Below are 12,762 nucleotides of genomic sequence, written 5' to 3' on the forward strand. Positions count from 1 at the left end.
CGTGTTTTTTCCCCTTGGGTACTTTGGCGCACGCCGCGATAGCTAGATTCTTTTAAGATCAGCACAGCCTATCCGCCAAGCGAATCCGCAATGAAAACACATCTACTATCCGCCATCCTGTTATTTAATTTGAGCGTCCCAAGTTATGCCGCAGGATGGAAAGAACTGGGTCATACCAGTAGTGGCAACACCATTTCGGTGATGGAGACCCAGTTTCGTAAAGGTGCGATTATTACAACGCGCATCCGTAATGATTTGCACGAGCCTAAGTTAACTGAAAACGGCAGCATCATCCGTATCGAATCTGACCTTCAAATCAATTGCAGCAAAAAAACCGTTTCCCCCATCCGCACCTTCTTATTTGATGAAGAAGGCCAACCTAAGTTGTCAGTTAATTTACGTGGGGGTAAAGAATTTTTAAAGAAAGATGCCGATAGTGCTATGGGATTAGCGATTGAGCAACTCTGCTAGCCGCCAGCCAAAATTAGAGAATTGAAAGACATTGCACACTAAGTAGAAAGTAAATGTTAGAGTCATAAAAGCAATTAGCAGCTATCTATATACCAAAACAATCATTTTTAAAGAACAGATAGCACGGTATTATCTAAAAATCACCCATAGAGAATCTGTCATGCGCCTGATTTCATCGCTCCCCATATTTGCTTTACTCTGGGCGGTTACCGTAGAAGCCAAGCCGCTCACCGTGTGCACTGAAGCCAGCCCAGATGGTTTTGATGTTGTTCAATACAACTCACTGACTACTACTAATGCTTCCGCTGACGTTATATTTAATCGATTAATTGACTACGATGCAGCCTCAGGCAAGCTGGTACCTAGCCTTGCCGAAAAATGGGAAATCAGCCCAGATGGGCTGAGCTATACCTTTACCCTAAGAAAGAATGTCGCTTTTCATAGCACCGATTACTTTAAGCCCAGTCGCCCATTAACTAGTGACGATGTAGTTTTTACGTTTAACCGCATGCTAGATGCTAATCATCCATGGCATAAAACCGCCGTAAATGGCTATCCACACGCGCAGACATTTCAATTACCCAAGCATATCAAAGCCGTTAAAAAAATAGATGCGCAAACAATACGCTTTGAATTAAACGCCCCCGAAGCCACTTTCTCTGCCCTGCTCACGATGGGCTTTACCTCGATTTACTCTGCCGAATACGCCAATCAATTATTAGCCGCAGGAAAAACCACAGATTTCAATAGTAAGCCCATCGGCACTGGCCCATTTATATTAAAGAGCTATCAAAAAGACAGCATTATTCGCTTTGATGCCGCACCAAATTATTTTGGCAATAAAGCTAAAATTGATAGGCTAATTTATGCCATTACTCCTGAAGCCGCCATTCGAGTACAAAAACTAAAAGCGGGCGAATGCCAAATTGCACTATCACCTAAGCCGCAGGATGTATTAGCGGCAAGGACTGATAAAACTCTGCAGGTTATTGATACTCCGGCATTTTCTACCGCCTTTATTGCCTTTAATAGCCAGCACAAGCCATTTGATAATGTAAAAGTGCGCCAAGCACTAAATCACGCTTTTGATAAAAAAGCCTATTTAAAGCAAGTATTTGATGGCACGGCCACTGCGGCCGATGGCCCTTATCCGCCCAATACTTGGAGCTATATCAACGTAGAAGATTACAACTACAACCCTGCCAGAGCCAAGCAATTGCTCGCTGAAGCAGGCTTTCCGAATGGATTTAGTACCACAATATGGATACGCCCTGCAGGCAGTACGCTCAATCCTAACCCACGCGCAGGCGGCGAAATGCTGCAAGCCGATTTAGCTAAAATTGGAATAAAAGCCGAGCTAAAAGTGATTGAATGGGCTGAGCTCATTAAACGTGCTAAATCGGGTGAGCACGACCTCTTATTTATGGGCTGGAGTGGGGATAATGGTGACCCAGATAATTTCTTAACGCCGCAATTTGCCTGCTCATCCGTTGAATCTGGGCTTAATTTTGCCCGCTATTGCGATCCTCAGCTGGATAAACTCATTAGTAATGGTAAAAAAACAACTGATCAAGCAGCAAGAACGAAGCTCTATGAAACTGCGCAAAAAATCATTCATGATCAAGCATTATGGATTCCACTTGCCCATCCTATTGCTGCGGTGCTAACCAAATCCAATGTGAGTGACTATAAAATCAGCCCATTTAGCCGCCAAAATTTTAGTACTGTAATTATTAAATAAAACACACAATCATCAATATGGGTGATTCAATCTCTGCAAAATAGAGTTTTAATCGCCCTTATTTTTTAGATGAAAAGTATGAGCGGTGGGCGCTTAGTCTATAAAGACAAATAGCAGCGATCTAGGGTCTGTTGACGTTTCATTCGCGGCTATGTTGGTTGCAGTTTTGGGGCTGAACAAGGCAAAAGACGTGAGGTGGTACGAGTACCATGAGCGTCTTTTAACGCCGTGCAGCCACAAAAATGTAGCCAACCCGAAGGGCTGGGCCGGAAAACGGCCATTCACTGCGTTATGCTCCTCGGAAATAACTCGTTATTGCATTCGTCACATGCCTTGTGCTTGGCCGTTTTCCGGCTCAGCATAATTGTGAATGAAACGTCAACAGACCCTAGAATGGGGAATAGTTCAATGGCATTACTATTATTTGGCAGTTTGCTGATGGTATTTGGCTTATTAGCGGGCTGCCTCTTACTGATCGCCCCCCTTGGCATTATAGAAATCACGCCTGGAATAGGGCTTTGGCTATTGTTTCCTGCCTTTAGCATAGGCGGCTATATTCTGCTGACGCTAGCGCCCCACTTTGCAAAATTACGCGTACTAACTTTGTTTTTATCTAGCTTATTGCTCTTATTGGCGGCTGCCGCAGCGGCCGAAATAATGCTCTATGCCAGCACGCTGATGCAGCCTACAGGCAGCACGCTGATCTTGTGGTATGTGTTAATGATTGCAGGCGGACTGGGTGTGGTGGCTACGGGGGCTTTCGATATTAAAAAGCTGTTTTCCAAACTACGCCGCCCCAAAGCTGCAGCCCCCTCAACACCTGCCGCTCCACCAATTAGCCAAAAACCCAAGCACTAATCCGCTAACTGTAATGCCGCCAGCTCTTCCTCACTAAACCCCGCCGCCCTTACATCCTTCTAGATTAAACGCCCTGTTTAATTACACTCATCCACGGCTTGTAAGGCGGCCAGCTCTTCCTCGCTAAACCCAGCGGCCCTACGCGCTTCTAAATTAAATGGCCCGCGCTGCTTGGCTGCTTGGTATTGCAAGGCCAACTGCTCGTAAGCTGCAATCGTGTCTAAGCCTCGCTCTTCGCACAGCGCCTTGTACCAGCGATTACCAATCGCTACATGGCCCACTTCATCCCTCAAGATAATATCCAGAATCGCGGCCCCTGCCTTGTCCCCTCTGTGCCTAAGCCGATCACGAATTTGCGGCGTGACATCCAAACCACGCGCTTCCAGAGTTCGGGGGACCAGCGCCAGCCTTGCCAACAAATCATCCTTAGTTCTTTCTGCCATATCCCATAAGCCGTTATGCGCCGTGAAATCGCCATAAGCGTAGCCCAGCGTCAGCAGATGATCTTGCAAGAGCACAAAATGGTAGCTCTCTTCACGGGCCACTTTTAGCCAATCACGGTAAAAGTCTTCTGGCTGGCCTGCAAAGCGCCACAAAATATCGAGAGCCAAATTCATCGCATTAAATTCGATATGCGCCAAGGCATGCACCAAGGCGGCGTGGCCTTCTGGCGTGCTAATTTTGCGGCGCGGCACATCCATAGGTGGCACTAAGAGCGGACGCTCGCTCAAGCCTGGCGTTTGCTCTGTGCTGACAATCAGCTCATCACAAGCAAGTGGGTGCTGATCTTCGATAGCACGCACAAGAGCGACTTTATCTTGATGATTGGCCATTTGCAGCGCGAGCAAGGCTTGATGGCGGATTGATTTCATGGCGGGCAACGATAAGCAAAAGGCGTATTTTGGACAGTAGGGCTAGGCTTGGCAAATAGATCGTCCATGCTTGCCACCTGAAAAAGGTCTGTAGACACAGAGATTAGGAAGAACACAGAGCACACGGAGAAAACCAAGACTATTTTAGGAATGCTCTGATTAAATCGTCATCCCCGACTGTTTTTATCGGGGATCCACTGCAAATACTGGATTCCCACCCGCGCGGGAATGACAAAATTAGTTTTCTCTGTGTTCTTCTTTTCCTCACCGATCTCTGTGTCTACAAGTCTAAGGTTCTTAGACTGAGGTTCTTACCCTTAATGCAATTTAATTCTTGGCTTGCTGACGCGGTCGATACATTCTGCCCATGTGGCCAGCCATGTTTTAAACCAACCATTCACTGCTAACTGGTGCTTTTTGTATAGCGACCAATACATCATCTTGGCAAACTGGCCCTCGATAAATAAGCTACCTCGAGCGATACCGCCCATTAAACTACCTACCGTGCTGTATTCACCCAAGGACACCAGCGAGCCGTAATCCTGATATTTAAACTCTGGCAGGGGTTTGCCCGCCAAATAAAGCGGAATACTTTTCGCCAGCAACATCGCCTGCTGATGCGCAGATTGCGCACGGGGAGGCACCGTGGCCCCTGTATCGCCGAGCGGACAAGCAGCGCAATCGCCCAGCGCAAAAATACTAGGATCGCGCGAGGTTTGTAATGTGCGGCTGACCACCAGCTGATTAAGACGATTGCTCTCTAGCCCTGCAATATCTTTGAGGAAATCTGCAGCTTTAATCCCCGCCGCCCACACCACTAAATCGCTAGGAATAAACTTGCCTGATGCCATTTGAACGCCCGAAGCCGATACATCGACTACCCGCTCATTGGCATGAATTTCTACCGCCATTTTGCGCAGCTCAAGCGCCACTGCGTCAGATAAGCGCTCTGGCAGGGCTGAGAGCAGCCTTGGCGCGGCATCGACAATCACAATTTTTAAATCACGCTCAGGATGGATATTGGCAAAGCCAAAGCTACTCATAATGCGCGTGGCCATATGCAGCTCGGCCGATAGCTCGACCCCTGTGGCTCCACCACCAATAATAGTGACGGTAAAACGCCCTTCACCTGCTTGTTTACGCCTTGCTTGTGCGCGTAAGCAGCTATTGATAAAGCGTTTATTGAAGCGCTCTGCAGCCTCTGGGGTATCGAGCATAATGGCGTGGTTTGCCACACCCGGCGTGCCAAAATCATTGGTCTGGCTGCCCAGCGCCATCACCAAAGCATCGTAAGCAATGGTTTGCTCTGGCACTAGCTCGCTACCATCTTCCTCATCCAGCGTTGGGGCCAGCACCACTTGCTTAGCGTCTCTATCCAGCCCCGTCATGCGGCCTAGGCGAAAATCAAAATGATGCCAGCGGGCCAACGCGATATATTCCAGCTCGTCGGCATGGCTATCTAAAGTGCCTGCTGCCACCTGATGCAAGAGTGGCTTCCAGATATGGGTACGGGCCGCGTCGATCAAGGTGATATGCGCCTTGCCCTTGCGGCCTAGCTTTTCACCCAGCTTTACCGCCAACTCCAAACCTCCCGCCCCGCCCCCTACAATGACAATACGCTGCAATGCAGTCATAGCCATCCACCCCCAATTGATTAACTGCCCTTATTATGCGTGAAGCTGTCATGAAAAGGGCATGTAAAACAACCATTTAAAGGGGCTTGATTACATGGATAGAATACGCTACTTACAAGCGCCCTCTAGCCCTTGCGCCCCCCCTTCCAATCCCTCTCGCGAAAAGGGAGAGGGGGCTGAAAGCAGATACCCGCGAAAAACTGACTATTTCTCTTGGTTTTCTCCGTGTAACTCCGTGTCCTCTGTGCTCTCTGTGGTTCAAGGATGAGTTTGGTTCAAATAACTGAAAACTAAGCCACCAACACCCTAGCCTCACCCTCGGCAAGTTGCCCAATCACAGCCGCCTGTGCAAAGCCTTGTGCCTTAAATAGCGCCATCACTTCATCAACGGTTTCAGCAGAGCAAGCCACGAGCAGGCCGCCGGAGGTTTGCGCGTCGGCCATGATGCGCTGCTGCCAATCTGGCACTTGCTCAGCAAAGTCCACATCTTGCCCAAAGCTGGCTAAATTGCGATCGATCGCACCTGGGCCAATGCCTTGCTGGGCAAAGCCCACGGCGGCGGAGAGTAACGGCAAATCATTTGCAGCCACATTCGCCGTCAGCTTGGCACCACGGCAAACTTCTAGCAGATGGCCAAGCAGGCCAAAGCCCGTTACATCGGTCAGCGCATGCACGCCGGCCAGTTTCGCCAAATCACTACCGACTTTATTGAGCTGCGTGGTGGTATCAATCAGCTGCTTATAGCCTGCATCATCCAGCAAGCCCTTTTTCATGGCCGTGCCCAAGATACCGATCCCTAATGGCTTGCCTAAGATCAGTACATCGCCTGCCTTGGCATCGCTATTTTTTTTAAGCTGCTTAGGATGCACCAGCCCCATTGCCACTAGGCCATAAATAGGCTCTGGTGCGTCGATCGAATGCCCACCCGCAATTGGAATGCCCGCATCGCGACAGACAGCCGCTCCACCCGCCAAGATTTGCTGGATATCTTCGATCGGCAGCAGATTGACCGGCATGCCGACAATCGCCAAAGCCATAATCGGCGTGCCGCCCATGGCGTAAATATCGGAAATCGCATTGGTGGCGGCGATGCGGCCAAAATCAAAGGCGTCATCCACAATCGGCATAAAGAAATCGGTGGTGGCAACCAGTGCTTGCTCGTCATTCAACCAATAAACAGCGGCATCGTCAGCCGTTTCAGTGCCCACTAAAAGCTTGGGAAACAAGGCTGCAGTCGGTAATTTAGACAGCATTTCTGATAAAACAGCGGGGGCGATTTTGCAACCGCAACCGCCACCGTGAGATAAAGACGTTAATTTTGTGCTCATGACATAATCCTGATAAGAAATTTACAGCCCACCGCCGCTCTCTGCCAAATGCAGGCGACTTACTATTTAGATGATTGTTCCACGAACATCGCACCACCGTGAGATAAAGAAGCTCACTATGTGCTCATGACATCATCCTGATTAAATATTTATTGCCCACCATAGCAGCCTGCGTTTGCTTTGACGAGCAGTTCGGCCGTGTGAATTTCTCCACGAACAGCCCTCTCCCGTGGGACAATTACGCCAATCAAGTGCATATAGTGAAATGAAGTGAAAAATTTATTGGCGACCTTAGCAGACCTCTCCACCTTTGATGAGGTGATCGATGTACGCACCCCGCTTGAATTTGCCGATGACCATATTCCAGGCGCAATCAACGCGCCCGTGCTCAGTAATGAAGAACGCGTCATCGTCGGCACGCTCTATAAGCAAGACCCCTTTGCCGCCACTAAATTGGGCGCGGGTTTAGTCGCAAAAAACCTAGGCATTCACCTTGCCACCACTTTTAAAGACAAACCAAAAAACTGGAAGCCGTTGATTTACTGCTGGCGTGGCGGTAAGCGCTCTGGATCGATGACCACTTGGTTTAATCTCATTGGCTGGAAAGCGCGGCAATTACAAGGTGGCTACAAGGCTTATCGTGGTGAGATTTTAGTTAAATTAGAAGCCATCCCCGCCGTATCACGCTTTATTGTTTTGGCCGGCCACACCGGCTGCGGCAAAACACGTTTACTCAATGCATTAGAGCATGCAGGGGCGCAAACGCTGGATTTAGAAGGCCTTGCCAAGCATCGTGGCTCGGTACTCGGTGCCAGCCCTGCCAGCCCACAGCCTTCACAAAAAAGCTTTGATAGCCAGCTCATCCACCAGCTCTCTCAATTTGACCCTAGCCGTCCGGTGTTTGTTGAAGCCGAAAGCAAACGCATCGGCTTGGTGCATCTACCCGCCAGCCTGATGCTCGCCATTCGCGCCGCCGATTGCATCTTGGTGCAAGCCAGCTTCGAAGACCGAATCCGCTTTTTATGCGACGACTACAGCAACCTATTTGACGACCCGCTTAACTTTAAAACTAAATTAAGCCGCCTTGTCGAAATGCACGGTAAAGCGGTCTTGGCAGATTGGAACGCGCTCATTGACCAAGGCAAAAAAGCCGAGCTATTTTCTGAACTCATCAGCAAACACTACGACCCCGCCTACAAACGCAGTAGCCAAAACAATTACCTCAGGCTAGCCGCAGCAAGGCCGCTTGTGATTGATCCATCGAGTGATTTAAGCGAATGCGCAAGGCAATTGATTGTGGATTTGGGAGCGTAAAACGAAAAGGAACTCTGAGAGCTCCTTTTAAGTTATGAAAAACCAACGGAAAATGATTTTTTTGTAGGTTGGGTTACGCGATATATCGCTGAGTGAGGTAAACCTGACACGCAGACCGCTAACCCAAGCTACGAATTCCTCTTGATTTTATAGAGTTCGCTCTCTTAGAACTCCCAATTCACCCCTACAAAATAAACCGCTGTACCGACTGATGCAAATGGGCAGATAAATTTTGCAAATCTTGTGCAGAGCGGGCGCTTAGCTGAATTTCTCGCGCTTCTACTTCTGCGCTTTGGGCGATTTGCTCCACTGCCTTGGCAATTTCTGTGGTGGCCATGCTCTGCTCACGAATGGCGCTGCTGATGCTATCGACCACACTGCGTACCTGCTCTGCCCCAATACGAATATCTTCAATAGCGGTTCCTGCCTCATTAGCCAGCAGCACGCTGGCATTCGCTTGCTGCACGCCATTTTCCATTTGCACAATGGCTTCGCGAGTGCCTGTTTGAATCTGCCCAACCATCGCAGCAATTTCCACAGTGGATTGACTGGTGCGCTCAGCTAATTTACGCACTTCATCGGCCACCACGGCAAAGCCACGGCCCTGCTCGCCTGCTCTTGCCGCTTCAATTGCGGCATTGAGCGCCAGCAGATTCGTTTGATCGGCAATATCCTTAATCGTACTAACAATCGAGGTAATCTTGTCGGACTGGCGGCCCAGCTCCTCAATTCTCACCGCCGATCCTTTCACCAGATCTGCAATTTTGTGCACCTCGGATGTAGCGCGATGAATCACCACCGCACCTCTGCCCGACCTCTCTCTGGCTGATTCGGCCAAGCCACGGGCATCATTAGTGTTCGCAGTCACATGATCAATCGACACCGACATTTCCTCTACCGATGCCGCCATCGACGACGCCGATTCGCTCTGCTCATTGGAGCGACGGGCCACCTCGGCCGATCGATCACTCAAGCTGCTCGCCGCCGTACTCATTTGCCCAGCACCGCTAATGACCTCACCAATCATCGCGCGTAAAGTCTGCTGCATATCTCGCAGGCTAGCCATCAAGCTGTCTTTATCATCTGCCTTACAGACCACGTTTTGATCAAGATGGCCACTCGCCACACTTCTGGCTAATTCAACGGCTTCCTGCGGCTCACAGCCCAGTAGCTTAAATAAGGAGCGCCCCAGCAGGATCAGCGTGAACGCCACCAGCGCCATCATCAATATGCCTAATGGCAAGAGCACATATAAAACCCTGCGAAACTTTTCATTCACATCATCAATATAAATACCCGTGCCGATCACCCAGCCCCAAGGGGCGAAGCCTTGCACATAAGAAATTTTATCGACTGGCTCGGTGCTGCCAAGCTTACTCCACTGATAGCTGACAAACCCCGCGCCAGCACTTTTAACCACCTGCACCATTTCCACAAACAGCGCTTTGCCATTCGGATCTTTCAGCAGCGATAAATCCTTGCCCTCCAGCTCTGGCTTCATGGAGTGCATCAGCATTTTTGGACCAAGATCATTCACCCAGAAATACTCTTTTTGATCGTAACGAATTGCTCTTAAAGCCTGTAATGCCGCAGCTTGAGCTGCGGGCGGATCCATTTTTCCATCGCGGCTCAGCTGCTCAAAATGCGCCACCACCGTTTGCGCTGCCTCGGCTAAGTTGCGAACCTTATCTTTTCGGCCACTCAGCATCTCATCCTTAAAATGAAATAGCATTAAACTGCCCATCATCATAAACGCCAGCAAGGTAATTCCTGCAACCATAACCAATCGACTACGTAATGTCATTCCAGCTTGCCCCTTCATGGTCTTTTCCAGTGTTTATTATTAAATACTTATTAACTGAATTATGCCTATGTAAGGATTTTACCATCTAGCCTTTCGATTATTTGTTGTAAATCCACGACTACGTGCAAGCCCGCACGCAAAGGAGTTCGCAAAAATCATCGACTTTGTTCTGTTAAATCAGTAGCTACTTCTCTAGAAGATCCATACTTGAGGCAGCTAAGGTGAGAAGCATCGACGATGCGAAGTGACTTTAACTGGCTTTCCGACACGATTTACTCCAACGTTACAAACGCAAGGCCAAGCTGGTTGGCCTTAATAAACATATCGAACTGTGCAAGATCCTTACTAAACTCTCCCTCTGTCATTTGAAAGATCTGAGCCCGAGTATCAAGAAGAAAGTCCTCAGTTCTAATCCAAGATTGAATAAGTTCCAGCCTTGTCATGTAGTTCCTAATATTCAAAAAAAATCTGCCTTCTTTTGTTTAACATAAGCCTATTGGTAACTAACTCGCAGTCTATGTGTTCAAGCCTGCAAGCCACCATCGACCACAAGGCTATGCCCCACCACATAAGACGATGCGGCAGAGCTTAGCCAAAGAATGGCATTAGCAATTTCTTCCGCTTGGGCAAGCCTACCAATGGGGATGGCTTGTGCTAGCTGCGCCTGATGCTCAAGCAATTGATCCTCGCTAAGATGCGCCGTGCGGCGCTCGCGGCGTGGTGTTTCAGTGGCCCCAGGGCAGACGGCGTTAATCCTGATACCTCGCCCGATATACTCCTTAGCCGTAGAGCGAGTCAGCCCAATCACCGCGTGCTTTGCCGCGCTATATATCGCAGCAGTTGGCACACCCGATAAGCCATTCACGGATGACACATTCACAATCGTGCCTCCCCCCAAGCGAAGCATCGCTTCAATTTGATACTTCATGCAGTTAAAGACGCCTAAAACATCCGTCGATACCGTCTTGCTTGCATCTTCAAAAGACATTTCATGCGTCGGGATCGGGCGCGTATCGCATGCCGCGCTATTAACTGCCGCATCCAGCTGACCGAAATGCTCAATCGTAAAGCTGACTAAAGCGGCAACGGACAATGGATCTATCACATCGCAAGCATGAAAAACGGCATCACCTAAGGCGCGAAGTTGCGATTCAGCCGCCGCCCCTTGCTCGGCATTACGCGCGGCCACCACCACCTTTGCGCCACTCGCAACAAACGCCTTTGCGGCAGCCAAACCAATTCCCGTGGTTCCACCCGTAATGAGCACCACTTTACCGTGAAGATTTTGCATGAGATCGCACAATGACATTGAGATAGTTAGATTATATAAGCTATAGCTAGGTTACAGATGTTACAAAATAGTATATTTACCAAATAGCACAGCCTTTATTACTATATATTGCTCGTTTAAACGCGCAACAAAGATCTGAATAATATATCGCTATATAGTCCATCAATATGCAATATTCATTACCAACAAAGGCACTTATTCATGCGTAAAAAAATAATAAACTCAATAAAAATCATGACACTACTAGCTTGCATTAGCCCATTAAGCCATGCAGCAGAAAATATAGATCGAAGTTATATTCAAAAAATAGTTAGCACCGCAATCGCCCCTATGCAAAAAGAATTCAATATCCCCGGAATGGCGGTTGCAGTGAGTATTGATGGAAAAAATTATTTTTATAATTACGGAGTAGCATCAAAAGAGGACAAGCAAGCCATTAGCCAAGACACGCTGTTTGAAATAGGCTCAATTAGTAAAACCTTTACCGCCACACTGGCATCAACTGCCCAAATCAATGGCCAGCTTTCTTTTAATGATAGCGTCAGCCAGCATCTGCCTTTTTTACGCGGCAGCGCCTTTGATAAGGTCAGCCTGCTTAATCTAGCCACGCACACTGCCGGAGGCTTGCCACTGCAAGTACCTGACGAGATTAAAAATAACGATCAATTAATGGCCTATTTTAAAAACTGGCAGCCTGAATATGCAGCAGGTACATATCGCGTTTATTCCAACCCAAGCATAGGCCTGCTGGGATTAATTACCGCAAAAAGTATGAATACTTCTTTTGAAGAAGCGATAAAAGAAAATATATTTTCTAAATTAAAAATGACAAACAGCTATATCAATGTACCTGCGGCACAAATGAAAAATTACGCTCAGGGCTACAATAAAAAAGATGAACCCGTCAGAGTCAACCCTGGCGTTTTGGATTCAGAAGCCTATGGGATCAAATCCAGCTCAGCAGATATGTTGAAATTTATTAATGCAAATATGCAGGTTGGAAAAATTGATCATAAAGTTCAGCAAGCACTAATTAATACTCACAGCGGTTATTTTAGCTCCGGTGCAATCACGCAAGACTTAATCTGGGAGCAATATGCTTACCCGGTTAAATTAGATACATTATTGGCGGGCAATAGCCAAACTATGTCCTTTCAAGCCAATGCCGCAGCTCCCATTACCCCAGCATTAGCGCCGCAAGATAAGGTATGGATTAATAAAACCGGCGGCACTGGCGGCTTTTCAGCTTATGTGGCTTTTATTCCAGCCAAGAAAATGGGAATTGTGATTCTGGCGAATAAAAGCTATCCGATTCCACCACGGGTGACGGCGGCTTATCAAATATTAAATAAATTGGATCAGCAGGCTAAATATAAAAACTGATCACAGCATCGAGTTAGGCGTTTTCATGAGGCCTACCGGTCGCAACCCGTAAAAATACGCGGGTTG

At 48.2% G+C, this 12,762-nt stretch carries 10 protein-coding genes; 5 read left to right on the top strand and 5 right to left on the bottom strand.

The window, feature by feature from the left end; all coding sequences use genetic code 11:
* Positions 1–90 precede the first annotated feature (90 nt).
* The 3 genes from C1H71_RS03345 to C1H71_RS03355 all read left to right on the top strand — a co-directional run bounded on the left by C1H71_RS03345 (position 91) and on the right by C1H71_RS03355 (position 3,070).
* The gene (locus tag C1H71_RS03345; RefSeq protein WP_130105308.1) at positions 91–471 is read left to right on the top strand and encodes a hypothetical protein; all 381 of its coding nucleotides are present in this window, start codon (positions 91–93) and stop codon (positions 469–471) included.
* Positions 472–631: 160 nt separating this feature from the next.
* Positions 632–2,212 (top strand): ABC transporter substrate-binding protein, encoded by a 1,581-nt coding sequence (locus C1H71_RS03350; protein ID WP_130105309.1) that lies wholly within the window; start codon positions 632–634, stop codon positions 2,210–2,212.
* Positions 2,213–2,620: 408 nt separating this feature from the next.
* The gene (locus C1H71_RS03355; protein ID WP_130105310.1) at positions 2,621–3,070 is read left to right on the top strand and encodes a hypothetical protein; all 450 of its coding nucleotides are present in this window, start codon (positions 2,621–2,623) and stop codon (positions 3,068–3,070) included.
* A 77-nt stretch (positions 3,071–3,147) separates the two neighbouring features.
* Here C1H71_RS03355 and C1H71_RS03360 read toward each other — a convergent pair whose 3' ends face one another.
* The 3 genes from C1H71_RS03360 to selD all read right to left on the bottom strand — a co-directional run bounded on the left by C1H71_RS03360 (position 3,148) and on the right by selD (position 6,904).
* Entirely contained in the window at positions 3,148–3,942 is a 795-nt protein-coding gene (locus C1H71_RS03360; protein ID WP_130105311.1) for a ferritin-like domain-containing protein, read from the bottom strand.
* 317 nt (positions 3,943–4,259) lie between these two features.
* Positions 4,260–5,576, bottom strand: coding sequence for an NAD(P)/FAD-dependent oxidoreductase (locus C1H71_RS03365; protein WP_130105312.1), 1,317 nt, complete (start codon positions 5,574–5,576; stop codon positions 4,260–4,262).
* A 290-nt stretch (positions 5,577–5,866) separates the two neighbouring features.
* Positions 5,867–6,904, bottom strand: a complete 1,038-nt coding sequence (gene selD / locus C1H71_RS03370) for a selenide, water dikinase SelD (RefSeq protein ID WP_130105313.1) — start codon at positions 6,902–6,904, stop codon at positions 5,867–5,869.
* A 270-nt stretch (positions 6,905–7,174) separates the two neighbouring features.
* Between selD and mnmH the strand changes: the two genes are divergently transcribed.
* A complete protein-coding gene (gene mnmH / locus C1H71_RS03375) occupies positions 7,175–8,218 on the top strand; it encodes a tRNA 2-selenouridine(34) synthase MnmH (protein ID WP_130105314.1) in 1,044 nt (347 codons plus the stop codon).
* A 184-nt stretch (positions 8,219–8,402) separates the two neighbouring features.
* Here the strand turns inward: mnmH and C1H71_RS03380 are convergent, their stop codons facing one another.
* Both C1H71_RS03380 and C1H71_RS03385 read right to left on the bottom strand, forming a co-directional pair.
* Positions 8,403–10,040 (bottom strand): methyl-accepting chemotaxis protein, encoded by a 1,638-nt coding sequence (locus tag C1H71_RS03380; protein ID WP_130105315.1) that lies wholly within the window; start codon positions 10,038–10,040, stop codon positions 8,403–8,405.
* A 505-nt stretch (positions 10,041–10,545) separates the two neighbouring features.
* Entirely contained in the window at positions 10,546–11,313 is a 768-nt protein-coding gene (locus tag C1H71_RS03385) for an SDR family NAD(P)-dependent oxidoreductase (RefSeq protein WP_188053556.1), read from the bottom strand.
* Between the two features lie 201 nt (positions 11,314–11,514).
* Between C1H71_RS03385 and ampC the strand changes: the two genes are divergently transcribed.
* Positions 11,515–12,696: a class C beta-lactamase gene (ampC, locus tag C1H71_RS03390; RefSeq protein ID WP_130105317.1), complete on the top strand. Its 1,182-nt coding sequence runs from the start codon at positions 11,515–11,517 to the stop codon at positions 12,694–12,696.
* Positions 12,697–12,762 lie beyond the last annotated feature (66 nt).

This window comes from Iodobacter fluviatilis, assembly GCF_004194535.1.
Taxonomy (GTDB): Bacteria; Pseudomonadota; Gammaproteobacteria; order Burkholderiales; family Chitinibacteraceae; genus Iodobacter; species Iodobacter fluviatilis_A.

Coding starts and splice junctions, on each gene's coding strand:
- C1H71_RS03345 (WP_130105308.1), top strand. CDS start 91: ATGAAAACACATCTACTATCCGCCATCCTGTTATTTAATTTGAGCGTC.
- C1H71_RS03385 (WP_188053556.1), bottom strand. CDS start 11,313: ATGCAAAATCTTCACGGTAAAGTGGTGCTCATTACGGGTGGAACCACG.
- C1H71_RS03365 (WP_130105312.1), bottom strand. CDS start 5,576: ATGACTGCATTGCAGCGTATTGTCATTGTAGGGGGCGGGGCGGGAGGT.
- selD (WP_130105313.1), bottom strand. CDS start 6,904: ATGAGCACAAAATTAACGTCTTTATCTCACGGTGGCGGTTGCGGTTGC.
- C1H71_RS03355 (WP_130105310.1), top strand. CDS start 2,621: ATGGCATTACTATTATTTGGCAGTTTGCTGATGGTATTTGGCTTATTA.
- C1H71_RS03350 (WP_130105309.1), top strand. CDS start 632: ATGCGCCTGATTTCATCGCTCCCCATATTTGCTTTACTCTGGGCGGTT.
- ampC (WP_130105317.1), top strand. CDS start 11,515: ATGCGTAAAAAAATAATAAACTCAATAAAAATCATGACACTACTAGCT.
- C1H71_RS03380 (WP_130105315.1), bottom strand. CDS start 10,040: ATGAAGGGGCAAGCTGGAATGACATTACGTAGTCGATTGGTTATGGTT.
- C1H71_RS03360 (WP_130105311.1), bottom strand. CDS start 3,942: ATGAAATCAATCCGCCATCAAGCCTTGCTCGCGCTGCAAATGGCCAAT.